Origin of the sequence: Nakamurella alba, assembly GCF_009707545.1 — a bacterium.
In the GTDB taxonomy this organism is placed as follows: Bacteria; Actinomycetota; Actinomycetes; order Mycobacteriales; family Nakamurellaceae; genus Nakamurella; species Nakamurella alba.
Genome location: NZ_WLYK01000005.1, coordinates 710671 through 736401 on the forward strand (window position 1 = coordinate 710671; position 25731 = coordinate 736401).

The window sequence follows — 25731 nt, forward strand, 5'->3', positions numbered from 1 at the left end:
CCCGCAGCGATCGGCGCCGTTCGTCCGCGGATTCCGCCGTCAACAGGCACGGATCGAACCGCCCCGCCACTCCAGGACGCCCGGGCGAATCGCCGGGCGAGGACTACCGGGAGACGGTCTGGTCCTCGAGGACGTCGGCGCCGGCGGCGGAGCAGCCCTGGGCGACGACGATGATGCGGGCGCCACCCGGATCGCCGGGCACGACGACGGCGATGGCGGAGGCGCTGCGGCCCTCGTAGGTACCGTCGGCGACACCGAGCACCTGGTCCTGGCTGGTGATGTCCAGGGAGGTGAGGCAGCCGACGTAGGTGATCGGGTCGGCCAGCGACCCGCCCGCGGCGGGCTGCTTGCCCTGAATCTCCTCGTAGGCCGCCTGCATGTTCGCCGGGTCGAACTGGAGGGCGTTCGGCGGGGCGATCGCGGTCGGCGCCGGGCTGTTCGAGACGGTTGTCGGGACGACGGCGTTGCCGTCGGTTGCGGCGGTGCCCGGGCTCTCCGAACCACGCAGCCCGACGACGGTGACCGTCGCGATGGCCGCCACGGCTGCGGCGATGCCGATGCCGAGGAAGACCCGGCGCTTCGACCGGGCGGAGCGGATGTCCCGCACCGTGGAATCCGGTCCCGTGGGACCAACGGGACCGACCGGGCCGGACGGACCGGCCTGCTCGAACCGCGGGGGCGGCGGGGGTGCCTGGCGCTGCGCCCGCCGCCGGGCCAGGTCGTCGGTGCCGACCGGGGGAGGGGGTGGGGTGACGGGAGCGGACTGCATCGGGGCGACGGTCCGACCGGCACCGCTGCGCTGCATGGACTCGGCCGTGATCGCCCGGTCCAACCGCGAGGCGTACTGCTCGGGCATCACCGGGACGGGCAGCAGCGAAAGATCGTCGACGACGGAGGAGAGCGCGGCCAGTACGGCCTGCGCCTCCGGATCAGCGGCCATCTCGGCACGCAGTCTCGCCTCGGTCTCCGGGGGGTAGACCCCGGCGTGCACGTCGGCGATGACATCGAGAGACCACGGCGGACCGGTCGGGGTCGCCATCCCCTGCTCGTTGCTCATCGTCCTGCTCCTCCGCGTCCCATGGGTGGTTCTGTCCTGGGTGGCGGTGCCCCGGACCGCGGAACCGGGTCGGCCTGACGACCGGCGGCCCGGGTCCTGGGTGCGCCAACGGGGGGTTCGACGTGAGGAACGGCGTCCGGGTTCCGTAGATGTCCGAGAAGAATTGCGAGTTTCGCGCGACCCCGCGCACACCGGCTCTTGACCGTGCCCTCGGCCACCCCGAGCGCCTGCGCGGCCTCGGCGACGGAGTAGCCCTCGACGTCGACCAGCACGATCGCCGCGCGCTGGTCCTCGGGCAGGGTGGCCAGCGCGCCCTCGATGTCCATCGCCAGCTCGCGGTCGGCGTAGGCGTCGCGCGGGACCTGCGGCTCGTTCGGTCCTTCCTCCGGCAGCTGGGTGGTCGGCCGGGCCTGCCGCCGGCGGATCCGGTCCAGACAGGCGTTGACCACGATCCGGTGCAGCCACGTGGTGACGGCCGACTCCATCCGGAACCGGTCGGCCGCGCGGAACGCCGAGATCGACGCCTCCTGCACGGCGTCCGCGGCCTCCTCCGGATCCCGGAGCGTGCGCAGCGCGACCGCCCACATCCGGTCCCGGTGACGGGCGATCAGCTCGTTGAACGCCCGCGGATCACCGGCGACGTGCGCGGACAGCAGATCCGCGTCGGTCCGTCCGGAGTCGAGGGCAGGCACGTGTGGAGCCTAGGGCATGGCTCCCGACCCCGAATCTGCTGCGCACCGCCCTGAAAAACAGTCTGATGCGTTGACAGATGTTTGCCAGGTCGGAAGGCCGACCAGGATTCCCAGCTCCTCGACCGCCTTGCCGACGGCCCGACAGGACATCGCTCGCGACGATCCGGGATCGAGAGACACGCCCTCGGACATCCGGTCCCGATCCCGGCACGACCGCAAGGACGCACCGGTCCGAGGAACCACCGACGGCCGGCGGCTGCGACGGAGGGATCAGGTGCCGTTGACGACGAGCTCGTTGATCACGGCGCTGAAGCGGTTGCCGTCGGGCACGAGCTTGGTCACGAACACCACGATGTACGGGGAGGACGTGGCCCCGGAGACCGGGATGTCGAAGGCCCGGTTGTCCGCGACGGTCGCGGTGGCGAGCACCTTCGTCTGGTCCAGCGGCACATCCGGCCCGGTGGCCGAGCGGATCTCGATCACCGCTCCGACGCTGTCGCTGGTCACCTGGACCGAGGTGACGGTGGTGGGCTTCGCCAGCTGCAGGGTGAGGCCGACGCCGGTCTTCACGGTCGGGAACTGCTGGTTGTACTGGAAGGTCCCCCACGCCGAGGTGACGTCGCCGTCGAACGCCCGCGGCGCCCGGCCGGTGTTGTCCTTGTTCCCGTCGCCCTGCGGGTCGTAGACGATCGCCTGGGTGATCGCGACCGGTGCCGAGGCGGGCGGGGCACTGCTGGCCGAGGTGGCCTCCGACTGAGAGGCGGAGGTGGACGCCCCGGTGGAGCCGCTCGCGGACGGGCTGGTCGTCGCGCCGGAGCTCGGCGGGGCCGACGTGCCGGCCGTGCCCGGTGTCCCGCCCTGCGAGGAACCCGCGCTCGTGCTGGCGCGGGTCGGGGGTTCGGCGCCGATCTGGGTCAGCACCTGCTTGGACAGGCTCGCGATCAGGATGATGATCAGCGCGGCGAAGGCGGTGAGCATGCCCGCGGCCACACCGAGCTTGATCCGGCGTTCCTTGATCAGCCGACGCTCGACCGGGCTGAGCTCGACCACCTGCGGCTCGTCGGCCGGCCGCGGGGCAGGGGCGGGAGCGGTCTCCGGCTGGCGGAGCAGTGCGGCGATCGCGCCGACGGCGTGGATGCCGGCCGGCTCGTCCGGGTGCAGCGCCCGGTCGGCGAGCGCGGACAGCGCCTCCGGGATGCCCGGCCGCACCTCGTCGGCGGGAACCTCCCGGCCGCGGCGGGTCGGCGCCGGCGGCAGCCCGCCGGCATCGGAGAGCGAGAGGTGGACGGTCGCGTCGTCGGGACTGGGCGGGCTGAGCGGCCAGGTTCCGGTGAGCATCAGGTAGAGCAGGGCGCCGACCGCGCGGATGTCCTGATCCGGGGTCGCGCTGCCGTGCGCGATGACGTGCGACAACCGGACCTGGCCGTCGAAGTTGACCCGGACCAGCGACGGGTTGATCGCACCGAGGGCGATGCCGTTGCGGTGCGCCTCGGCGACCGCCTCGGAGATCTTCGAGGTGATCGAGGTGGCGACCTCGGGCTCCAGCGGTCCGCCGGAGAGCAGGTCGGTCAGTGTCGCGCCGTCCACCCACTGGCCGACCACGAACGACTGGCCCTGCTCGGTGCCGACGTCGAGGGTCTGTGGCAATCCGATGTGGTGCAGCCGGCCGACGCGCAGGGTGCGGGCGACGGTCGCGGACGCGGCGTTCGACTCGGGCAGCAGCGTGACCGCCATGTCACGCGGCAGCACCGTGTCCTTGGCCCGCCAGAACTTGTTGCCCGCGCTGTCGGTGGCGATCAGGTTGACCAGCCGGTAGCGGCCACCGATCGTCGCCCCGGGGGAGAGCTGGACGGCCGGGGCGGAGGTCCGCAGCGGACCCGACCCGACGTTGACCGTCGCCTCGGGATCGCGCGGGGGCTCCGGGCTGCGCGGCGGCGGTGCGCCGGGTCCGCCGGTCGGGGTGCTCACGCGCGGGTCCACCTGCTCTCGTCTGCGTTCCGGGGTCCGGGGGCGGGCCGGGGTGATCTGTTCGGTGCGGTCGCTCGGGCCACCCGCCGATCGGGCCACGGGAGGGGCCGCTGATGCGGTGGCCCGGGAAGATCCTGCCAGTCCCGCTGTTCCGGCCGTGTTCACCGGGGTTCCGCCGGCGTTCACCGCGCGACCCGGTGCAGCGCCGGCACCGGCCGCACCGACCGCCGCTCCGCGCGCGGCACCAGCGCCCGCGGCACCGGCGGCAACTCCGGCGGCGCGAGCACCTGCGGCGACTCCGGCCGCGGCACCGGCACCGGCGGCAACTCCGGCCGCGGCACCGGCACCCGCAGCAACCCCGGCGGCAGAGCCCCCGGAACCGCCGGAGCCGCCCGAGCCCCCGGAACCTCCGGAGCCCCCGGAACCTCCGGAGCCCCCGGAACCTCCGGAGCCACCCGAGCCCCCGAACCCGAGCATCCGCTGGATCCGACGCCGGACCGGGATCAGCTCCTCGACGCGGAGCAGCACCGCCGCGACGGCGATCACCACCAGCCCGATCGACCCGGCGACCAGGATGATCAGCACCGCGTCCAGCAGATCGGTCGGCTTCACCCCCACGGTCTCCCGGGCGCCGAAATAGGCTGCCACGCCACCGATCCCGGATGCCAGTGTCATCCGGAGGATGGTCGACAGCGTGCGCCCGGTGCCCATCGGGCCGTAGCGGGCGCGCAGCCAGATCTCGCCGACGATCGCGCCGACGACGTAGGAGATGGCGGTGGACACGGCCAGCCCGGCGATCACGTACTCGGTCGAGGACCCGGCGACGAGGTACATCAGCGGCACCCGGACGGCGACCATGATCAGGTTGATGATCGTCGGGGTGCGGGCGTCCTGCATCGCGTAGAACACCCGCATCTGCACGAGGGTGATCGCCAGCGGCACCAGCCCGATCGCCATCCCGCCCAGCACGCCGCCGACCAGCACGGTGTCCGACAGCGGGACCGCGCCGTGGCGGAACAGCACGGTGGCCACGGCGCCGCCGAGCACCAGCAGGCCCGCCGACACCGGCAGCAGGGCCACCGCGGAGAGCCGGTTGGCCAGCGACATGTCGTCCTTGACGGCGGCCAGGTCGCCGGCGGCGGCGTGCCGGCTCATCCGCGGCATGATCGCGGTCAGCACCGCGACGCCGAGGATCCCGTAGGGCATCTGGAAGATCAGCGACGCGGTCTGGAAGAACCAGATGCCGCCCGCGTCCTCGCCGGAGGCGAGCCGCATGGTGGCCGTGACGCCGATCTGCGACACCACGACGTACAGCGTCGCCCACAGCAGCAGTCGGCCGGCCTGCGAGAACCGCTGGTCCCAGCCGAACCGCCACTTCCAGCGGAAGCCGGTGCGGCGCAGCGACGGGATCATCACCACGGCCTGCACGATGATGCCGAGCGTGGTGCCCAGCCCGAGGATCAGCATCGGGGTGCGACCGATGGCGTCGGCCTCGACCGCGCCGAAGTTCCCGAGTCCCAGCAGCACCGCGACCGCGATGACCACCAGGTTGTTGAGCACCGGGGCCCAGGCGTTCGCCGCGAACCGTTCCTTGGTGTTCAGCACAGCGCCGAACAGCGCGGCCAGACCGTAGAAGAAGATCTGCGGCAGCAGCAGGGCCGCGAACTGGTTCGCCAGTTCCGGGTCGGCCTTGCTGTCCGACCCCAGGTACAGCCTGGTCAGCAGGGGTGCGCACGCCACGGCCAGCACGGTCGCGGCGGCCAGCCCGACCACCGCCAGGCTCATCAGGCGCTGCGTGTACTCCTGCCCGCCGTCCGGGTCGGACCGTTGGGCCCGGGTGAGCAGCGGGATCGCGACGGAGGTCAGGACCCCGCCGATGAGCAGCTCGAAGACGATGTTCGGCAGTGTGTTGGCCAGCGTGTACGAGCTGTTGACCATGCCGCTGCCGATGATCGCGGCGATCGCGATCTTCGCCAGCAGACCGGTGACCCGGCTGATGACGGTCGCCACGGCCATCAACGCGCCGGCCCGCACCACCCCGGCGGTGCTCGCCGTCTTCAGCGGCACCTCGGCCGGCCGCGCCTCACCCTGCCCCGACCGCGCCTCGCCCGGCCCGAGGACCGTCGTCGCGCCGGATCCGTCGTCGGGCGCCTGGGTGGCGACCACCTGCGGCGGTCGCAGCGCGACGGTCTCGTCGGACGGGGCCGGGTCGAGTCCCGGATCGACCCGCGCGGGATCGAGGGCCGGATCCAGCACGGCATCCGGGATCGCCTCGTCGGTGATCCGCTGGATCAGCTGGGTCGCGTCCTCGGTCCCCGGGTAGAGCACGGCGGGGGCGCCGCGCCAGGGTTCCTGGGGCGGACGGCCGGGTGACCGTCCTGCGGATCCCGCCGCACCGTGGAACGCGGGGTGCAGCCGGCTGGCCGGGTCGATACGGCCGGGCCGGGACGGCGGCGGTGAACGCCGGGCTGCCTGCCGGAACCACTCCGGGGGCTCGGGCTCCCCGGGCGGGGTACTGCCGGCCGGATCACCGGAGGACGGGCCGGCACCGATCACGGTCTCGGCATCGGGATCGATGCCTGGGTCGGCGGGAGCGGGGCCACGACCACCGGGACCGCGATGACCGGGGCCACGACCGTCGCCTGCGGGACCGCGGCCACCGCCGGCGGGACCGTGCCCGGCACCCGGACGGGAGTCGGTCATCGACGGTCACCTCCCGTCCCGGGTTCGTCCGTCGCAGGTTCAGCTGTCGCGGGCGACCCGCCCGGCTCCGGCTCCATCGACTGCACCATGGGTTCGCCGTCCGGATCGGCCGAGTGGGTCGCGATCCCGGCCGCACCGGTGCCTGCTGTGTCTTCAGGAGCATCATCCCCGTCGGCGGCGCCACCGGCGGGAGCCCGCGCCGCGCGCACCCGCTGCGCGATCCGGAAGACCACCATGACCAGCAGGACGGCGCCGGCGATCACGATGATCAGGATGGTGACCAGGCCGTAGGCGCTGGAGCTGACCTTCACCTCCTGCGCCTGACCCCAGGCCTTGCCGGCCGGCGTGGCCAGTCCGAGCTCGATGGAGAAGCTGCCGGAGCGGGTCACCTCCGTCTCGATGCGCACCTGCTGGTTGCGGCCGGCCAGCAGTCGCTGCGCGGCCGGCACCTTCACCGTCAGCCCGTACCTGGTGGCATCGCCGACCTGCAGCTGGACCATGGCGTTGTAGGGCAGGTCGTTCCGCACCGTCACGATCAGCGGCGAGGTGTTGGAGGCGAGGGTGTACTCGCCCAGCACGTTCAGCTTCACCCCGGCCTGCAGATCGGTCAGCGTCTGCGAGGCGGTGCGCAGCACCTTCGTGCCCGCGGTCGGATCGGTGCGTGCGGCCGTCGAGAACACCGTGCCCATCGCCGATTCCAGTGGCCCGAACACGTCCTCCGGGTCGGCGGCGCCGACGCCGCCGACGGGGGTGAGGACGGTGCGGGCATCGTCGATGCCGGTCAGCACGTCGACGGCGGTCGCCATGTAATCGGCGGGCAGTTGTTCCGGCGCCCCGTCGGCGGTGGCCGCAGGCGGAGCGGTGCCGATCGGGTCGGCGTCACCGGGCAGCGCCGCCGCACCGAGCACGCCCGCCTCGACCAGCACCGACAGCAGCGATGCGGACGAGGGTGCGGTGCCGCGTCGGGGGAGGGCGACGACCAGTTGGTCCCCGTTCCCGGCGAAGGAGGTCTGCACCAGGCGCGCCAGGTCGGTGTTCAGCTCGACCGGGGCGATCGCGGTGCCGTTCACCAGCCCGGCGGCGAGGGAGGACCCGGCCGTTCCGGTGACCGTGGTGCGCAGGGTCCGGCCGCCGCCCGCAGCCACCGACGCCACCGTGCCGACATCGTCGTCGGACCGCAGGCCGGAGGCGTCCAGGACGGCCGAGCTGTAGCCGAGAGTGCGCAGTACGGACAGGGTCCCGGGCGTGGCCAGGCCGTCCTCGGGGTAGGCGGTGGTGGTCCGGACGTCGCCGCCGAGCACCCGCCGGGCGACCTCCCCGCCCCGCCCGACCAACACCCCGAGCTGTCCGGTCAGGCCGGCATCGATCATCGATCCGAGGTCGGGGTCACCGTACGGCAGCACGATCACCGGCATGCCCTCGGTGACCTCCCGCAGCCGGCCGAGGAACGCCGTCGCCTCGGCCTGCCCGGTGCCGGCGACGGTCCCGGGGATCTCCGGCACCGGAGCAGCCGTGGACGAGGTGGACGTCGTCGTGGTGGGAATGCCGGTGGTGGGAGTGCCGGTGGTCGGTGCGCCGGTCCCGGTGCCCGGGGTGCTCGGGCTCTCGGTGGTGGCCGGCGCCCCGGCGCCGGTGGACGGATCCGGACCGGTGGCAGCCGGCGACGTGGCGGACCCGGTGACTCCGTTCGGGCCCGCCGACGCACCGGACGGGACACCACCCGAGTACGATGTCGCCGTCGGTGGCGCGGAACCGCTGCTCCCCGGGGCGGACGCGCCGGTGGTCGGGGTGGTGGGCGGCGTGGTGGTCGTGCTGGTGACGGGCGTGGTGCCGGGCACGGGGGTCAGCGCGGGCTGCGGGCTGTTCCGGTCGGCAGTGACCCGGTACCCGGCGCTCATCCGGTCCAGCTCGTCCAGCAGCGCCGGGTCCACGACCAGCGTCGCCGGGTCGCCGGCGGCCGAGCCGCGCTGCGCCTCGAGTGCCTCCAGGATCGTGTCCAGCCGGCCGCCGGTCGAGATCGCGGACACCAGGTCGTCGTCCAGGAAGATCCCGTTGATGCCGAGGTGCGGGCGGTCGACCAGCGACCAGATCACCGAGGTCGGGACGGGGTGCAGGGTCGGGGCGGGTGCTTGCCCGGCCTCCGGCGTCCTGGTCCCGGCCGGCAACGAGAGCACCGTGATCAGCACGTGCAGCTCGCCGACCCGGGCTGCGAGCCGCGAGTCCCCGTCGTCCAGGTAGCCGTTGACGTTGAGCATCAGCGGGAAGACACCGGGGGTGTCGATGCCCAGGGCGTCCGCACCGTCGCCGGTCAGCGCCACCTCGGCGGTGAAGTCGGTGCTCTCGCCCGGACCCAGCGCGTCCTGGCCGACGGTCAGCGGATCGGTGCGGGTGACCACCAGCAGCGGCTGTGACGGATCGGCGATCTCCTGCTCGAGCGAGGCGGAGTCGGGCAGGACGGCGCCACGCTGGAACCGGTAGTCCAGCCCGGACACCGGTAGGTCGCCGGTGTTGGTGATCGACCCGGTGATGGTCAGGGTGCCGGCGTCCTGTGCGGTGACCACCTCCGGGGTCATCGACATGACGTCGAAGGACAGGGTGCCGGCATAGGTCCCCAGTGGTGCGGCCGTGATCGCGGGTGCCACCCGGCCCGGGGCGGCACCCAGCAACAGCGGTGCCAGCAGGCAGCCGAGCAGCAGCAGGACGGCCTTGCGGCCGGACCGGACCCGGCGCTGCCGGATCCCGCGCGGACGAACTGGGGTCACGCGCTGTCCGCGAGCAGCCGGGTGGCCCGCTCGGCCAGTCGCCGCTCACCCGCGTAGGCGAGCCGGTCGGTCAGTTCGGTCAGCGGTACCCATGCCACTTCGGTGACCTCGATGTCGGCGTCCGACAGCTCGCCGGCCACCGCCTCCATGAGGAAGTGGTGGACCCGCTTGTGGATCCGCCGCCCCTGCGCGGTGAAGGTGTACTCGACGCTGCCCAGCCGGGCGGTGATCCGGCCGGAGATGCCGGTCTCCTCCTCGACCTCGCGGACGGCGGCCTGCTCGGTGGTCTCGCCCTCCTCGACGTGGCCCTTCGGCAACGACCAGCGGAGCCGGCCGCGTCGGTCCAGCCGCCCGATCAGGGCCCCGGAGGACACCCCGTGCTCGGTCCGGACGACCAGTCCACCGGCCGAGGTCTCGTCCGCCCGCCGCCGCCGTGGGGCGTGCGCGGGCGAGGGAGGCATGGACCGATGGTAGTCGCAGGGGATGCCCCGGACCGGCCGTTCCGGACCCGCCGCGGCCGGTGGCGACCGGCCGGACGACCCTCCCGCCACCCGTAGAATTGCCCGTCGTGTCCGACGTTCCCGCAGTTCCCGGCCCCGCCGCACCCGGCGCACCGTCCGCACCGGCAGGTGCCGACCCCGGTGCACCCGTCGCGCTGTCCGAGCTGCAGGGGCGGGCGATCGCCCTGCTGCTGGAGCGCTTCCCGGTGGCCGATGAGCTGGGCCGGCTGTTCGCCGGGGCCGGGTTCGAGCTGCACCTCGTGGGCGGGTCGGTGCGGGATGCACTGCTCGGGCGCCTCGGCGAGGACCTGGACTTCACCACCGACGCCCGGCCGGAGGACATCCTGCGTCTGGTGAAGCCCTGGGGGCAGGGCACCTGGGAGACCGGGATCGACTTCGGCACGGTCGGCGTGCTCAAGGGCGGCCTCCGGCTGGAGATCACCACCTTCCGCTCCGACGTCTACGACGGCGAGACCCGCAATCCCACCGTCAGTTTCGGTGACTCGCTGGACGGCGACCTGCTCCGGCGCGACTTCGCGGTGAACGCCATGGCGGTGTCGCTGCCCGGGCACGAGTTCACCGACCCGTTCGGCGGGCTGGCGCAGCTGGCCCGCCGGGAGCTGGACACCCCCGGATTGCCGGAGGACTCCTTCCGGGACGACCCGCTGCGGATGCTGCGGGCCGCCCGCTTCACCAGTCAGCTCGGCTTCGCCGTCACACCGTGGGTGCGGGCGGCGATGGTGGCCCGGGCCGATGACATCACCCGGATCACCGTGGAACGGATCGCCACCGAGCTGTCCAAGCTGCTGCTCGGTGCGACGCCCCGCGCCGGTCTGGTCCTGCTGACCGACACCGGGCTGGCCGGGCACGTGCTGCCGGAACTCCCGGCGCTGATGCTGGAGAAGGACGAGCACCACCAGCACAAGGACGTCTACCAGCACTCGCTGACGGTGCTGGACCAGGCGATCGCGCTGGAGCAGGACGGCCCCGACCTGACCCTCCGGCTCGCGGCCCTGCTGCACGACATCGGCAAGCCGGCGACCCGCCGGTTCGAGGCGGGCGGCGGCGTCAGCTTCCACCACCACGAGGTGGTGGGGGCGAAGATGGTGCGCCGCCGTATGCGGGAGTTGAAGTTCCCGAAGCAGCTGATCGAGGACGTCGCCACGCTGACCTTCCTGCACCTGCGGTTCCACGGGTACGGCAGCGGGGTGTGGACCGACGCGGCGGTGCGCCGGTACGCCACGGACGCCGGACCGCTGCTGGACCGGCTGAACAAGCTGGTCCGCGCCGACTGCACCACCCGCAACCAGCGCCGGCGGCAGACCCTGCAGCGCTCCTACGACGACCTGGAGCACCGGATCGCCGAGCTGTCCGCGGCCGAGGACCTGGCGAAGGTGCGGCCGGACCTGGACGGCAACGCGATCATGGAGCTGCTCGGTGTCGGGCCCGGACCGGTGGTCGGGAAGGCCTGGAAGTTCCTCAAGGAGCTGCGGCTGGAGCGCGGCCCGCTGCCGCGCGAGGAGGCCGAGGTCGAGCTGTACAAGTGGGCGCGGGACGAGGGTCTGGTGCCGTAGGCGCCGAGGATCACCGGGGACGCGTTGCTGGGCCGAACGGGTGAAGTTGGACGAATCACCTGAACTGGGCGTATCAACGGAACCGGATCGGTGATGACCTCGTCGGAGTGGCCAGAAGCTCCCGGGAACAGCCCGGGACCCCGCCCCAGGAGAACATCATGGACGAGACCTACGACTCCTCGTACGGCACCACCGCCACCTACGACAGCTCCTACGGGACCTCGTACGACAGCTCCTACGGGAGCTCCTACGGCTCCTCGTACGGCAGCGGCTACGACAGCTCCTACGGGACGGTCGACTCCGGCTACGCCTACGGCTCCGGCTACCAGAACAGCTCGGTCTACGACTCCTACGAGACCAACACCCAGAACTCCTGGGACCTGTGGAACGCCTCCACCGACGCCTACATCGCCGGTGACGACCAGGCCGCCTACGACCTGAACCAGGCCTCGATCGCCGCGCAGAGCAGCGCCTCGGACAACTGGAACGAGTACAACGGCTACGGCGACTACTCGGGCACCTACGTCGGCGGCAGCGACGGGTACTACGACAGCCAGAGCTCCTACGCCGGCTACTCCTACGAGCCCTACGCCGGGACCGACATGTCCACCGGCTACGCCTCTTCCGGCTACTCCGGCTACGACACCTCCTACTACGACTCGACCTCCACCACCGTGTACGACAGCGGCACCTACGACTACTACTCCTCCTCGGAGTACTGATCCGCGACCGGGCCGGTCACCACACGGGTGACCGGCCTGCTCCGCGTACCCGGTCCCGATCAGGAGGTTCCACCGCATGACCACGCTCAGCTACTCGTTCGGCAGTTCCTCGGTCCCCACCGAGACCTACACCGGTGCAGCGGATGTCGACGTCGACGGGGACGGGGTGCCGGACGGGATCGCGCTGGATTTCGACGGGTCCGGACACGGTGACTCGATCGCCTGGGACTCCGACGGTGACGGCCGGGTGGACACCATCCTGGTGTCCTCGCAGCACGACGGCGTGTACGACACCGCCTACTACGACCCGTCCGGCAACGGCCACTGGGATGCCGCCGAGGAGGTCTCGCTGACCCTCGGCGGCGCGACGGAGGCGCCTCCGGCGGCGGATCCGACGCCCGCGCCCGAGCTCACCTACTCCTTCGGCAGCTCCACCGTACCGACCGAGACCTACACCGGTGCAGCGGATGTCGACGTCGACGGGGACGGGGTGCCGGACGGGATCGCGCTGGACTTCGACGGGTCCGGGCACAGTGACTCGATCGCCTGGGACTCCGACGGCGACGGTCGGGTGGACACCATCCTGGTGTCCTCGCAGCACGACGGCGTGTACGACACCGCCTACCACGACCCGTCCGGCAACGGCCACTGGGACGTCGCGGAGAGCATCGACGGTGATCCGGCCGCGCACGCCGGTGCCGACACCGGCGCCGGCGAGGTCACCCTGTCCCCGGCCGGGAACGGCTCCGGCGCAACGGATCCCGTCGCGCCGGCCGACCCAGTTGACCCGGTGGATCCCGACGGTCCAGGCGGCAGCGACAATCCCGACGGCCCCACCGATCCCGACCACGGCACCGACCCGGACGAGGGCCACGTGCCGATGGACCCGATGAACCCGTTCGACTCGGTGGACTACGAGGTCGGCGGCGACGACGACCCGTTCGCCCGGCTGGTGTTGCTGGAGGACGACGGGTCCTGAGGCGGCCCCGTTCCCGGACGGATCGTCAGTGTCAGCTCGTCAGAGCGCCGGGTGCACGGTGGGCCGCAGCGCCCGCATGGACAGCCCGTAGCCCACCGCCGACGCCAGGAAGACACACCCCACGACGACCACCGCCGCCATGCTGTAACCGTTGAACGGCACCAGCGCCGCGCCGACCGCGAAACCGGCGACGTAGAGCACGTTGTTGAGGGTGTCGTAGAGGGCGAAGACCCGGCCGATGTGCGCGTCGTCGGAGTCGGCCTGCACCACCGAGTCCGCGCAGATCTTGGACGACTGGTAGACGAAGGAGAGCAGCAGCGCGGTCAGCATCGTGGTCGGCGGGGAGAACTGCGACCCGGCCAGGAAGATCACCAGCGAGGCGAACACCAGCAGGATCACCACGTACCGGGTGCGGCCGATCCAGCGGACCAGGGGCGCGGTGCACACGGCGCCGAGGAAGATGCCGATCCCGGCGACGCTCACCACCTCGGTGACCCCGGCCAGGCCTGTCCGGAAAATGCCGGAAGCCCTGGTGAAGTAGTGCTGGAACAACAGCAGCACCACCAGCGTCGACATCCCGACGCCGAACCGGACCACCACGACCATGGTGATGTTGAGCCCGACCGTGCGGTGCTGCCAGGCGTGCGCGACGCCGGCGGTCAGCCCCTGCAGCACCGCCCAGACCGTCTGCCGAGGCTCGTCGGTCTCGTCGGGCCCGAGGGCGCGGCGCTCGAACCGGCGCACCACCCAGGCGGCGGTGAGATAGCAGGCCAGCACGACCACACAGGACAGCGCCGTCGGCCCCGGGCCGCCGCCGATCATCCCGCGCAGGCCCAGTGCGAGGCTGCCGCCCACCAGTGACGACACCGAGCCCAGGGTGGTGGTGAGCGAGTTGGCGCCGACCAGGCTGTCCTGCGCGACGAGGTGCGGGAGCGACGCGGACAGGCCGGACCCGACGAACCGCCCGGTGCCGGTCACCACCAGCGCGGCGGCGAACAGCACCCAGAGCGGACTGCCGAAGGCGAGCAGCACGGCGAGCACGCCGACCACTCCGGCTCGCACCACGCTCGCCCAGAACAGCACCTGCCGCCGGCTCCACCGGTCGAGCAGGGCGCCGGCGAACGGGCCGACCACCGAGTACGGCAGCAGCAGTACGGCGAACCCCGCGGCGATGTCCGCCGGACTGGACCGCTGCGAGGGATCGAACAGCACCGACCCGACCAGCGCCCCGAGGAAGGCGCCGTCGCCGAAGGACGCCAGCATGCGCAGCCCGGCGAGCCGGCGGACCCCGGCCAGGCGCAGCAGCGGACCCAGACCCCGCACCGAGGGCCGGTCGTCGAGCCGGTGACCGTCGCCGGAAACGGCGACGGGGGGCGGCGTGGTCACGCCCTGCACGTTACGGGCACACGGGCCGCCCTGTCCGGGTCGGGGGAATCCCGGACCGGGATCACTCCCTGGTGCGGTCTGCGGACGGGGCGCGCCGGGTGGTCCCGCGGGCGGTCCGTCCGTGCCGTCCACCCGCCGTCGGACGACATTGACCGAATCGTCACCTGCGCCGAACGGTCAACCCACCGCACGCGGGACAGAATGATCACCGATGACCGCCGACGATCCCGGGGGCACCCGCCCCGGAGAAGAGATGTCCGGACACGGCCGGGTGCACCGTCCGGAAGCGGGCATGCTGCTGGTCGCCTCGCCCACGCTCACCGACCCGCACTTCCGGCGGACCGTGGTCTACCTCATCGCCCACAACGACGAGGGCAGCGCCGGACTGGTCCTGAACCGGCGGACCGAGACCGCGGTGCACAACGTGCTGCCCACCTGGACGGCCAAGGTGTCCCGGCCGCAGGCCCTGTATGCGGGCGGCCCGGTGCAGACCTCCGGCGCCATGTGTCTGGGGGTGTCGAAGGTCGGCGTCGACCCGTCGGACGTGGACGGGGTGGTCAGGGTGCACGGATCAGTGGTGTTGGTCGACCTGGACTCCGACCCGGAGGCGACCGGTGGAGCTCTCTCCGGCGTCCGGATCTTCGCCGGTCACGCCGGGTGGGGCGAGGGGCAGCTGGACGAGGAGATCGCCGAGGGCGCCTGGTTCGTGGTGCCCGGCCGGCCGGCGGACATCGTCGCCGGTCCGCGGTCGGACCTGTGGTTCGAGGTGCTCCGCCGGCAGGGCCTGCCGATGGCCTGGCACGCCTACCGCCCCACCGACATCAGGAGCAATTGATCAGACGGTGGCGGTACCGGTGTCGGAGGTGCGGGTGAGGCCGGCGCAGCCGCCGCCGCCGCAGGCACAGCCGCCGCAGCCGGCTCCTGCACCGGTGGCCCGACGGGCCGGCACCGGGAGGGTGCGGGCGACACGCTCGCCGGTGGCCGCAGCCGCGGCGGTCAGCACGACGACCGCGACGAGGCCGAGCAGGCCGACCACCACGATGCCGACGGTGTTCATCGGGAGCACGAGCACCAGCAACCCGACGGTCAGCGCCACTCCGGCGGCGCCGCCGTAGATCGGGGCGGCCACCTTGTTCGCGGTCTCGAAGGCGTGGTCGCTGGCCACGGCAGCACGGGTGCGCACCCCGAGCCGGCCCTCGCGGCGCAGCGACCCGTTCCACCCGCCGTGGGCGACTGTCGCGGCACCGGCCGCGACGACCATGAGCACCACGGCCAGCGGGATGGTCAACGCGAGTGGGCTGTTCACGTCCCGATCGTAAACCGGCCACGGCGCCCGGTCCTCTGCCGTGGTGGCGACGACGGTCACCTCCCGCCGACCGGACCGCCCCCGCACCGCGGTGTCAGCGGAACGGCCAGGCCACGTCGCACACCTCGTCGCCCGGCGCGGCGCCCATGAAGTCGGTGAAGTAGATCTCCCGCGGCGGGCCGACCGGGGTATGTCCCTGGGCGCGGATCCAGCCGTCCACCCGGTCGTAGGCGCCGAGGATCTGCGGGAACTCGACCTCCCCGCGGGTCAGCCGGACGAAGGCCTCGCGATGGGCCGGTTCGACCCGGGAGGCCACGCCCGGCGGTGCGGCATCGACCGGCAGGCACACCTCGACCGGCCCGTCGCTGTCCTCGGTCACCTCACCGTGGTAGATCACGAACGGGGCGCCTGAGGCTCCGGCACCCTCGTCGCCCGGACCGGTGGTCCCGGCGGAGCGCATCAGCCGTCCGAGACCCTCGCCGATCCAGGCGGACAGGCCGTCGACGGTGGTGTGCCGTTGCTCGGTGAGCACCAGCTGGTCGCCGACCTCCCGCTCCTGCACCTGCCACTCCCGTTCCTGGATGTTCGTCACCGTGGTGCTCCGTTCTCCCCGCAGGGTGTCGGTGAGGTACCGGGCCAGTGATCTCCGGGCCGCGGTGTCCGCCTCGACGCCGGACCACCAGGCGGCGATCCGGTCCGCCCGATCGCGCGGATCCGGGACGGCCACGACGGCCGCCACCTCGTCCAGCGGCATGCCGAGCCGGCGGAGCCGGGAGATCAGCCGGGCGGTGTCCAGTTGGTCGGCGGTGTAGTGCCGGTAGCCGGAGAACCGGTCGACCTGCGCCGGGACCAGCAGACCGTCGCGGTCGTAGAGACGCAAGGCCTTCGGCGACAACCGGGCGCGGCGGGCGAAGACCCCGATGGTCATCGCGCCCGTCTCCGTGTCCCTGTCGTCCACCGTCGTCACCTCTCCCGTTGCGGTCGGCCGGGCGCGTGCGCGCCGTTGACCGGTACCTCGTCGCCGGGCACTCTGCCCGGCCGTTCCACCGTGGGCGTTCCCCCAGGGACAAGGTCAAGCACCGGCGCGGGAATCCGCTCCCCGTGCAGGTCTAGACTGTGGGCGTGGCCGTGGTCCAGCTCCTTCCCGGGCCGCGCTGACCGTACGACCGGCAGCGCGGCGATCCCTCCGTTCCGTCATCCGGCGGCGCAGGAGGGATTTTTTGTGCGCGGACCGACCCTGCGGACAGACACCGACGACCACACCGACGTTCCAGGAGAGACCGAGATGACCAGCACCGACCAGGCCGCGCCCGGCGCCGGGACGAACGCAGGGACCGATACCGCCCCGAGGTTCCGGTACACCCCGGCGCTGGCGAACGAGATCGAGGCCCGCTGGCAGGACCGCTGGGAGGCCGACCGCACCTTCGACGCGCCGAACCCGGCCGGCCCGCTGGCCGCCGCCGATCCCGCAACGGTGCCCGCGCACAAGCTGTACGTGCTGGACATGTTCCCCTACCCGTCCGGCGCCGGCCTGCACGTCGGCCACCCGCTGGGCTACATCGGCACCGACGTACTGGGCCGCTACCGCCGGATGACCGGCAGCAACGTGCTGCACACCGTCGGGTTCGACTCCTTCGGCCTGCCCGCCGAGCAGTACGCCATCCGCACCGGCACCCACCCGGCGACCACCACCGCGGAGAACATCGCCCGCTACCGGTCGCAGCTGCGCCGGCTGGGCTTCGCCCACGACCAGCGGCGCAGCGTCGCCACCAGCGACCCCGACTTCTTCCACTGGACGCAGTGGATCTTCCTGCAGCTGTTCGAGGCCTGGTACGACCGCGACGCCCAGCGGGCGCGCCCGATCGTCGAGCTGTCCGCGGAGTTCGCGGCCGGCACCCGTCCGACGCCGGACGGCCGGGACTGGGCCGCGCTGACCGCGGTCGAGCAGGCCGCGGTGCTGGCCGACCACCGGCTGGCCTACATCTCCGAGGCGCCGGTGAACTGGTGCCCGGGCCTGGGCACCGTGCTGTCGAACGAGGAGATCACCGCCGACGGGAAGTCCGAGATCGGGAACTTCCCGGTGTTCCGCCGCAACCTGCGGCAGTGGATGATGCGGATCACCGACTACGCGGACCGGCTGATCGACGACCTGGACCGGCTGGACTGGCCCGAGTCGGTCAAGCGTATGCAGCGCAACTGGATCGGCCGCTCCACCGGCGCCGAGGTGACCTTCCGGGTGCTGACCGAGGAGGCCTCCGGCCTGTCCGACGAGCAGGCGCGCCAGCTGGCCGCGCCCTTCACCGCGCAGTTCGACGTCTACACCACCCGTCCGGACACGCTGTTCGGCGCCACCTACGTGGTGCTGGCCCCCGAGCACCCGCTGGTCGACGAGATCACCGCCGCCGCTTGGCCTTCCGGCACCCCGGAGCAGTGGACCGGCGGTGCGGCGACCCCCGCGGACGCGGTGCGTGCGTACCGCCGCGCGGCCTCGCACAAGTCCGACCTGGACCGGCAGGAGAACAAGGAGAAGACCGGCGTCTTCGTCGGCGCCTTCGCGCTGAACCCTGCGAACGACGTCCGGATCCCGGTGTTCGTCGCCGACTACGTGCTGATGGGCTATGGCACCGGCGCGATCATGGCGGTGCCCGGGCAGGACGTCCGTGACCACGAGTTCGCGACCGTCTTCGACCTGCCGGTGATCCGCACCGTGCAGCCCACCCCGGACTTCCCGGAGGACCAGGCCTTCACCGGTGACGGCCCGGCGATCAACTCGGCCAACTGCGAGATCGACCTGAACGGCAAGGATGTCGCCACGGCGAAGGCCGAGATGATCGGCTGGCTGGCCGATCACGGTTTCGGCACGCCGAAGACCCAGTACAAGCTGCGGGACTGGCTGTTCTCCCGGCAGCGGTACTGGGGCGAGCCGTTCCCGATCGTCTACGACGCCGACGGTGTGGCGCACGCGCTGCCGGAGGACCTGCTGCCGCTGACCCTGCCCGAGGTCGAGGACTACGCGCCGACCAAGCTGGACCCGGAGGACGCCGAGTCGGAGCCGACCCCGCCGCTGGCCCGGGCCACCGAGTGGACGACCGTCGAGCTGGACCTGGGCGAAGGGGTGCAGACCTACCGCCGCGAGCTGAACGTGATGCCGCAGTGGGCCGGCTCCTGCTGGTACGAGCTGCGCTACCTGGACCCGACGAACGAGAAGATGTTCGTCGACCCGGAGGTCGAGAAGTACTGGATGGGCAAAGATCCCAGCAGGGAGAACGACACCGGCGGCGTCGACCTGTACGTCGGCGGGGTGGAACACGCCGTGCTGCACCTGCTGTACTCGCGATTCTGGCACAAGGTCCTGTTCGACCTGGGCCACGTCTCCAGCGAGGAGCCGTTCCGCCGGCTGTTCAACCAGGGCTACATCCAGGCGTTCGCCTACACCGACGCCCGCGGCGTCTACGTGCCGGCCGAGCAGGTCACCGGCTCCGAGTCGGAGGGCTTCTTCTTCGAGGGCGAGCGGGTCAACCGTGAGTACGGGAAGATGGGCAAGTCCCTGAACAACGTGGTCACCCCGGACGAGATGTGCGCTGCCTACGGTGCGGACACCTTCCGTATGTACGAGATGGGCATGGGGCCACTGGATGTCAGCCGCCCGTGGCAGACCCGGGACGTGGTGGGCTCGCAGCGGTACCTGCAGCGACTGTGGCGCATCGTGGTGTCCGAGGAGACCGGGGAGACCGTCGTCACCGACGCGGAGCCGGACGAGGACACCCGGAAGCTGCTGCACCGCACCGTGGACGGCGTCGGCGCCGACTACGCGGCGATGCAGTACAACACCGCGATCGCCAAGCTGATCGTGCTGGCCAACCATGTCACCAAGACCGGTGGACAGGTGTCCCGCGAGGTGGCCGAGGCCCTGGTGCTGATGACCGCCCCGCTGGCCCCGCACATCGCGGAGGAGCTGTGGTCCCGGCTGGGGCACCCGACATCGCTGGCCCACGGCCCGTTTCCGGTCGCCGACCCGGCGCTGCTGGTGGCCGACCAGGTGGAGTACCCGATCCAGGTGAAGGGCAAGGTCCGCTCGCGGATCACCGTCCCCGCCGACGCGCCGGCGGCGGACGTCGAGGCGGCGGCGCTGGCCGACGAGAAGATCGTCGAGCTGCTGGCCGGTGCCGCTCCGCGCAAGGTGGTCGTCGTACCCGGGAAGATGGTCTCCATCGTCCCCTGACGCCTAGCCCGGGAACGGATCCGGGAGGGTGAGCAGGGCGTTGCGGTCGGCGGGGTCGCCGGCGAGCGGGTGCGGATGGCCGTCGGTGGCGTACTGCCAGTCGTTGGCCGCGAGTTCCCTTGACAGGCCTGCCATCTCGCCGACCGTGTTCACCCGGCCGGACCACGGCGCCTCGCCGGTGTGGTCCAGCATGGTGGTGGCGACGGTCAGCGTGCCGTCGCCGCGCAGCAGTTCGACGACCCGGCCCTGCTGGGGGAAGTCGATGAGGGACGGGGCGGTCACCTCCCACCAGCTGCCGTGATCGGCGATCCGTACCTGGTGGCTGTGCCCGTTCAGCCAGAGCACCAGGGACGGGTGGCCGGCCAGCACCGCCGCCACCTCTCCGTGCAGGGCCGGCGGCTCGGTGCCGTCCGGGCAGGTCGGGTTGATCAGGTCCTCCAGCCGGTGGTGCGAGGCCAGCACCACGTACCGCCGCTCCGCGTCCGCCAGCTCCAGCTCTCCGGACAGCCAGCGCAGCTGCTCCCGGTCGAGACAGCCCTGCCAGCCGCCGGTCTCGTTGACGGTGTCGAGGACGAGCAGGGTCACCCGGCCGAGGTCGTGGCGGTACCAGGCCTGCCCGGTGGTCGCGGCGTCGGCGGCGAACCCGTGCCGCGGTGGGTGGGCGCCCGGGCGGTCGTGGGCGGCCAGGAACTCATTCCTGGTGATCGTCGACCGCCGCGGATCCGGGGTCACGGTGGTGGTCACCAGCTCGCCCCAGCGCTCTGCCGCCGCGGGATCGGCGGCGTCCACGGCGCGGACGAACCCACCGATCTCCTCGACCGACCAACCGTCCGGCACCCCGATGACCTTGGTGTCCCCGGTACCGGCGCCGCCGAACGGCCCGGTGGCCGCGACCGTGCCCTGCACCAGCTGGTCGTGGTTGCCGTGCACGGCGAGCCAGGGCAGGCGCAGGCCCGGCGAGACCAACGGCCGGCGCACGGCAGCGGTGAGTCCGGGCGCGTCCGGGAAGCCGTGCAGGGTGCGCGGCCGGTCGGCGGGGCCCGGCTCCGGGTGCCAGAAGTGCGGGTCGTCGCCGACTGCCACGCCCTCGAACCGCTGCGGGTCGCCGGAGTCCGGGGTCAGCGTGCCGCCGTCCAGAAGGGTGAGGTACCAGTCGAGTTCGTTGTGCTGGGCGTTGTCGACCAGGTCTCCGGTCAGCAGGACCAACTCGGGCGTCCCACCGCCGACCGGCCCGGCCGTGACCTGGTTGGCCGCCTCCACCATCGCCGCGCAGACCTGCGCGGTCAGCAGGTCCTGGGCACGGTAGGAGCCGATGATGCCGACGTGTTCGCGGAGTGGGTGGTCGGGGTCGCCGTAGCGGTCCAGGAACTCGGCCCGGGCCGGTGACTGGGTGTCGCAGACGTGCAGGTCCGACAGCTGGACCAGGGTGAGCAGCACCTCCTGCCGACCGGTCGCCGTCCTGGTCCGCCCGGTATGCGACTCACCGGGGCCCGGTGCCGGCCGGCGGAAGCCGGGCCCGGTCGGGGTGATCAACGCCGTGCGGTCCGTGGTGGTCACGGGAGGGAGTCTGCCCGGTCGTGGGACGATGCGGTCATGCGGATCGCCGTGACCCAGTTCGACCCGACGCCGGAGCCCGCGGACAACGCGGGGTACCTGGTGGCGGCCGCCGCCCGGGCGGCCGATGCCGGCGCGGACATGCTGCTGGCTCCGGAGGGGTCGCTGGTCGCCTTCCTGACCGATCCGCAGGCACCCGCCCGGGCGGCGCAGCCGGCCGACGGCCCGTTCGGCCAGGCCCTGCTGGCCGCATCGTCGGAGCACGGGATCACCGTCGTCGCCGGCACTTTCGTCCCCGATCCGGAGTCCGGCCGGGTGCGCAACACGCTGCTGGCCGCCGCCGGAGGTGAGCTGGTCGCCCGCTACGACAAGGTGCATCTCTACGACGCCTTCTCCTACCTCGAGTCCGACACCGTCGCCCCCGGGCGGTCGGCGCCGCCGGTGATCGAGGTCGCCGGGGTCCGGGTGGGCCTGGCCACCTGCTACGACCTGCGCTTCCCGGAGCTCTTCCGGCTGCTCGCCGCCGACGGCGCCCAGGTGCTGGCGTTGGCCTCGGCCTGGGTACGCGGGCCGCTGAAGGAGGAGCACTGGTCGACCCTCTTGCGGGCCCGGGCGATCGAGAACACCTGCTACGTGGTGGCCGCCGACCAGATCGGCAAGGCCGGGATCGGCCGGTCCATGGCGTTCGACCCGTTCGGGCTGCAACTGCTCGACCTCGGCGCCGTCCCGGGTGACGGCGTGGTGGACATCGACCCGGAGCGGGTGGCCACCGTCCGTGAGGGCAACCCGGCCCTGGCCAACCGCCGGTTCCGGATCGACCCGCAGGTGCACCGGTCGTGACGGTCCACCGGTTCCCGATCGTCCGCCTCCAGGTGCAGACCGAGCCGCTGAAGGTCGGACGTGCACCGCTCCGCCGCTACGACCCCACCCCGATCGAATCCGTTCCCCGGCTGGAGATCTCGGAGCGCGGGGTGATCGGTCTGGGGCGCGGGCTCGGCCGGCTGGTCGACGTGCACCACCAGGACCACGAGCGCACCCGGGATGCCCGCGGCAACGGCGGGGTGACCGTGATGGGCACCGGGGACTACGTCGCCTTGCGCGAGCGGTACGGCGAGCACCTGGTCGAGGGCATCGCCGGCGAGACGATCCTGGTGGACGCCCCCGACGGGCTGGCCGGCCTGCCGGTGCCGGAGTCGATCTCGGTCGTCACCGCTGCCGGGTCGCTGCCACTGGTGCAGGTCCGGGTCGCGGACCCGTGTGTGGAGTTCGCCCGGTTCTGCCTCGGTCTCGAACCCTCGCCGGTGGTCGGCGACGACATCCGTGCCGCACTGGTCGATCTGGACAACGGCGCCCGCGGGTACCGCGCCGCGGCCGCACCCGTGGACGGCCCGGTGGTGGTCGCCCTCGGGGACACGGTCGTCATCGACCTGCCGGACTGACCGGGGACGCCCGGGTCGGCTCAGCTCGACGGGTACACCCGGACGACGATCGGCGTGTCGAAACGGACCACGGTGCCGGCGGCCGGGTCGGTGTCCAGGACCCGGTTGCCCTGACCGAGCGGCGGGGTCAACTGGACGTTGACCGCGGAGACGAAGGTGAAGCCCCGGTCCCGCAGGGTCTGGACGGCCTCGTACACGGTCAGGCCGGCGACAGGTTCGATGCTCAGCATCTTCGGCGTCCCGACACACACCCGGATGGTCGACCCGTTCTTCGGCAGGTTGTAGCCGCCCATCGGGGAAGTCGCGGCCTGGCAGGCCGCGGCATCGGAGACGATCACACCGATCTGTGCGGTGTTGACGACCTCGACCGGAGAGATGACCAGGCTGTCGGCGGATCCGGTCCAGCCCAAGGACTGCAGCATCTGCGCCGCCTGGTCGAGCGTCGTGTTCACCAGGTCGGGCATCACGAACAGCGAGCTGTCGGACACCGCGACCCCGACCGACAGCCCTGCCGCCACCTCCTCCCCGGCGGACACCCCTTCGAGCAGGATCACCTCGTCCACCGGCAGCGGGCTGCCCACGGTGATCTTGTACGGCTGCAGCCCGGCGTCGACCAGCCGCTGCTCCGCCACCTCCCAGCTGAGCCCGACCAGACCGCCGGGCACCGTGGCGGTCCCGGTGCCGGTCGGGGTGGGGGTGCTCCGCGGTGGTGTGCTCCGCGGCGGGGTGCTCGGCAGCGCGGTGGTCTCCGTGGTGCTCCCGTTCGTTCCGGTGCCGCTGGGCGGGGTCGTCCGGGACGCGGCGGTCTGGGAGGGGGGCACGGCACCGCCGGTGCTGCCCGGTCCTCCGACGGCACCGGGTGAACCTCCCCGCGGCAGCAGGGTGACTGTCAGCACCACGGCCACCACCGCGGCGGCGACACCGGCCATCAGCAACCACGACGGCCGGCGGTCCCGCCGGTCGGGCGGGACGAACCGAGGGACCGGTGTGTCGTCCGGGACCTCGGCCCGCGCGCGGGCGGCGAGCATCCGGCGGAGGTCCTCCTCGAGCGGGTCCATGTCATGCCTCCCAGCTGAGCTGCAGGTGCGAGAGTGCCCGACTGGCATTCGATCTCGCGCTGCCCTCGCTGATCCCGAGGGCGGCGCCGATCTCCGCGTAGGGCAGGTCCTGCCAGTAGCGCAGGATCACCACCTCGCGTTGCCGGCGGGGCAGGGCGTCCACCGCGGCGCGCAGGATGGCGTCGCGTTCGGTGCGAAGAAGGTCGTCATCGGCCGGCCGGACGTCGTCCGGGACCAGGGCACGCAGGTGCCGGCGGACGGTGCGGCGCCGCCGATGGGTGGTCCGGGAGGCGTTGACGACGGCGGTCCGTAGGTACGCATGGGCGGCGCGGGGCTCGCGGAGCCCGTCGGCCCGGCGCCAGATCGAGACGAACGCCTCCTGCACGCAGTCCTCGGCAACGCTGCGGTCGCCGGTGAGCAGCACGGCCAGCCGGAGCAGCGGGAGATAGGCCTCCTGGTACAGCTGCTCGATGGATGCGGGCGGGCCGACCGGCTCGCGTTCCGTCGTCACCACCTGCCGCCCCTCCTGCCGTCGCTGTGACCTTCCTGGGAGTGGTCGCCCTGGCCGCCGGAACGTTGCATCCGGTGGCCGGAATTCTTTCCCGCGGCGCCGGTGTGTGCCCGGTGTGCGGCCGATTCGGCTCCGGCGCCGGTCAGGGGGAGAATCTGCGGGCCGTGGGTGGTGCGCCACCCACCCGGTACCAGCACCACCCGGCAACAGCACCACCCTGAACCGGCATCACCTGGAGGAACGCAACATGAGCACCACGAGCCCGGCCGTCCACATCGCCGAGCCGGTCCGGTCGGCCCTGGCCGAGGGACGGCCGGTGGTGGCACTGGAGTCGACGATCTTCACCCACGGGCTGCCGCAGCCGCGCAACGAGGTCGTGGCGCTCGAGGCCGAGGAGTCGCTCCGGGCCGCCGGTGTCGAGCCGGCGACGATCGGCATCCGGGACGGGGTGGCCGTGGTCGGCCTGAGCACCGACGAGATCGTCGGACTCGCCCGCTCCGACGACAACATCAAGGTCAGCATCCGTGACCTGCCGGTGGCCCGGGCGCGCGGCCTGTCCGGCGGGACCACCGTCGCCGCCACCGCTCTGCTCGCCCACCGCGCCGGGATCAAGGTCTTCTCCACCGGCGGCCTGGGCGGCGTGCACCGCGGGGCGAGTGAGAGTTTCGACGAGTCAGCGGATCTCGTGGCGTTGTCGGTCACGCCGATCGTGGTGGTCAGTGCCGGGGTGAAGTCCATCCTGGACGTCGGGGCGACCCTCGAGCGGTTGGAGACGCTGAACATCGCGGTCCTCGGCTACCGGACCCTGACCTTCCCCGGGTTCTACGTCCGGGACTCCGGGTTCGAGATCGGCTTCCGGGTGGAGGATCCGGCCGAGGTGGCAGCGGTCGCCGCGGCCCGTGACGAGCTCGGCCTCGACGCCGCTGTGCTGCTGGCGAACCCCATCGCCGAGGACAAGCAGCTCGATCCCGAGGTGCACGCCGCCGTCCTGGCCGAGGCGCTGGCCGGGGCGGAGGCCGAGGGGATCGCCGGCAACGCGACCACCCCCTACCTCCTGGACTTCATCCAGAAGGCCACTGCCGGGCGCAGTCTCGAGGTCAATGTCGACGTCTACCGCGGCAACGTCGCCCTGGGCGGTCAGGTCGCCGCGGCCCTCTCCGGGCTGTAGCTGGGAGGCCCCGGAAGGGTCGCGAGCGACGAAAACCGGCTTCCCGGGCCGATTCTCGACACTGAGGGGGGTGTTGCAGAATCGGTCTCCGGTGGGGTGTGGCGTGACCGGCTCTGACCTGCGGGTTTGG

General features: G+C 72.4%; 19 protein-coding genes. 8 read left to right on the forward strand and 11 right to left on the reverse strand.

Annotation, left to right across the window (positions count from 1 at the left end; all coding sequences use genetic code 11):
• Positions 1-103: 103 nt before the first annotated feature.
• The 5 genes from GIS00_RS15235 to GIS00_RS15255 all read right to left on the reverse strand — a co-directional run bounded on the left by GIS00_RS15235 (position 104) and on the right by GIS00_RS15255 (position 9643).
• Positions 104-1057: a hypothetical protein gene (locus GIS00_RS15235; RefSeq protein WP_154769239.1), complete on the reverse strand. Its 954-nt coding sequence runs from the start codon at positions 1055-1057 to the stop codon at positions 104-106.
• On the reverse strand, positions 1054-1749 hold the full coding sequence (sigM, locus tag GIS00_RS15240; protein WP_322097986.1) for an RNA polymerase sigma factor SigM: 696 nt from the start codon (positions 1747-1749) through the stop codon (positions 1054-1056). Before sigM ends, GIS00_RS15235 begins: the two co-directional genes overlap by 4 nt.
• A gap of 270 nt (positions 1750-2019) precedes the next feature.
• Positions 2020-6420 carry a murein biosynthesis integral membrane protein MurJ gene (gene murJ, locus GIS00_RS15245; protein ID WP_154769240.1) on the reverse strand — a complete coding sequence of 1467 codons (4401 nt, stop codon included), beginning with the start codon at positions 6418-6420 and terminating at the stop codon, positions 2020-2022.
• On the reverse strand, positions 6417-9182 hold the full coding sequence (locus tag GIS00_RS15250) for a DUF6049 family protein (protein ID WP_154769241.1): 2766 nt from the start codon (positions 9180-9182) through the stop codon (positions 6417-6419). Before GIS00_RS15250 ends, murJ begins: the two co-directional genes overlap by 4 nt.
• A complete protein-coding gene (locus GIS00_RS15255; RefSeq protein WP_154769242.1) occupies positions 9179-9643 on the reverse strand; it encodes an NUDIX hydrolase in 465 nt (154 codons plus the stop codon). Before GIS00_RS15255 ends, GIS00_RS15250 begins: the two co-directional genes overlap by 4 nt.
• A 194-nt stretch (positions 9644-9837) precedes the next feature.
• Here GIS00_RS15255 and GIS00_RS15260 point away from each other — a divergent pair, with 194 nt between their 5' ends.
• The 3 genes from GIS00_RS15260 to GIS00_RS15270 all read left to right on the forward strand — a co-directional run bounded on the left by GIS00_RS15260 (position 9838) and on the right by GIS00_RS15270 (position 12957).
• Positions 9838-11256 (forward strand): CCA tRNA nucleotidyltransferase, encoded by a 1419-nt coding sequence (locus GIS00_RS15260; protein ID WP_154769343.1) that lies wholly within the window; start codon positions 9838-9840, stop codon positions 11254-11256.
• Positions 11257-11414: 158 nt separating this feature from the next.
• Positions 11415-11978 (forward strand): hypothetical protein, encoded by a 564-nt coding sequence (locus tag GIS00_RS15265; RefSeq protein WP_154769243.1) that lies wholly within the window; start codon positions 11415-11417, stop codon positions 11976-11978.
• Positions 11979-12054: 76 nt separating this feature from the next.
• Positions 12055-12957: a hypothetical protein gene (locus tag GIS00_RS15270; protein WP_154769244.1), complete on the forward strand. Its 903-nt coding sequence runs from the start codon at positions 12055-12057 to the stop codon at positions 12955-12957.
• A gap of 39 nt (positions 12958-12996) precedes the next feature.
• Here the strand turns inward: GIS00_RS15270 and GIS00_RS15275 are convergent, their stop codons facing one another.
• Positions 12997-14343, reverse strand: coding sequence for an MFS transporter (locus tag GIS00_RS15275; RefSeq protein WP_154769245.1), 1347 nt, complete (start codon positions 14341-14343; stop codon positions 12997-12999).
• Positions 14344-14596: 253 nt separating this feature from the next.
• Here GIS00_RS15275 and GIS00_RS15280 point away from each other — a divergent pair, with 253 nt between their 5' ends.
• Positions 14597-15178 carry a YqgE/AlgH family protein gene (locus GIS00_RS15280; RefSeq protein WP_154769344.1) on the forward strand — a complete coding sequence of 194 codons (582 nt, stop codon included), beginning with the start codon at positions 14597-14599 and terminating at the stop codon, positions 15176-15178.
• Here GIS00_RS15280 and GIS00_RS15285 read toward each other — a convergent pair whose 3' ends face one another.
• Both GIS00_RS15285 and GIS00_RS15290 read right to left on the reverse strand, forming a co-directional pair.
• The gene (locus GIS00_RS15285) at positions 15179-15649 is read right to left on the reverse strand and encodes an SdpI family protein (protein ID WP_154769246.1); all 471 of its coding nucleotides are present in this window, start codon (positions 15647-15649) and stop codon (positions 15179-15181) included.
• 94 nt (positions 15650-15743) lie between these two features.
• On the reverse strand, positions 15744-16607 hold the full coding sequence (locus tag GIS00_RS15290; RefSeq protein ID WP_322097988.1) for a MerR family transcriptional regulator: 864 nt from the start codon (positions 16605-16607) through the stop codon (positions 15744-15746).
• Between the two features lie 327 nt (positions 16608-16934).
• On the opposite strand from GIS00_RS15290, the gene leuS reads away from it, so the two are divergent.
• Positions 16935-19871, forward strand: coding sequence for a leucine--tRNA ligase (leuS, locus tag GIS00_RS15295; protein WP_154769247.1), 2937 nt, complete (start codon positions 16935-16937; stop codon positions 19869-19871).
• A gap of 3 nt (positions 19872-19874) precedes the next feature.
• On the opposite strand, the gene GIS00_RS15300 is transcribed toward leuS, so the two are convergent.
• Positions 19875-21428, reverse strand: a complete 1554-nt coding sequence (locus tag GIS00_RS15300; RefSeq protein ID WP_196073292.1) for a TIGR03767 family metallophosphoesterase — start codon at positions 21426-21428, stop codon at positions 19875-19877.
• Positions 21429-21464: 36 nt separating this feature from the next.
• Here GIS00_RS15300 and GIS00_RS15305 point away from each other — a divergent pair, with 36 nt between their 5' ends.
• Positions 21465-22265 carry a carbon-nitrogen hydrolase family protein gene (locus GIS00_RS15305; protein ID WP_154769249.1) on the forward strand — a complete coding sequence of 267 codons (801 nt, stop codon included), beginning with the start codon at positions 21465-21467 and terminating at the stop codon, positions 22263-22265.
• Positions 22262-22864, forward strand: a complete 603-nt coding sequence (locus GIS00_RS15310; RefSeq protein WP_154769250.1) for a hypothetical protein — start codon at positions 22262-22264, stop codon at positions 22862-22864. Before GIS00_RS15305 ends, GIS00_RS15310 begins: the two co-directional genes overlap by 4 nt.
• Positions 22865-22884: 20 nt before the next feature.
• Here the strand turns inward: GIS00_RS15310 and GIS00_RS15315 are convergent, their stop codons facing one another.
• Together GIS00_RS15315 and GIS00_RS15320 are read right to left on the reverse strand one after the other, a co-directional pair.
• Positions 22885-23922 carry a PASTA domain-containing protein gene (locus GIS00_RS15315; protein ID WP_196073293.1) on the reverse strand — a complete coding sequence of 346 codons (1038 nt, stop codon included), beginning with the start codon at positions 23920-23922 and terminating at the stop codon, positions 22885-22887.
• Position 23923: 1 nt separating this feature from the next.
• Positions 23924-24436 (reverse strand): RNA polymerase sigma factor, encoded by a 513-nt coding sequence (locus tag GIS00_RS15320; protein WP_196073294.1) that lies wholly within the window; start codon positions 24434-24436, stop codon positions 23924-23926.
• Between the two features lie 244 nt (positions 24437-24680).
• On the opposite strand from GIS00_RS15320, the gene GIS00_RS15325 reads away from it, so the two are divergent.
• On the forward strand, positions 24681-25601 hold the full coding sequence (locus GIS00_RS15325; RefSeq protein ID WP_154769253.1) for a pseudouridine-5'-phosphate glycosidase: 921 nt from the start codon (positions 24681-24683) through the stop codon (positions 25599-25601).
• Positions 25602-25731: the final 130 nt, after the last annotated feature.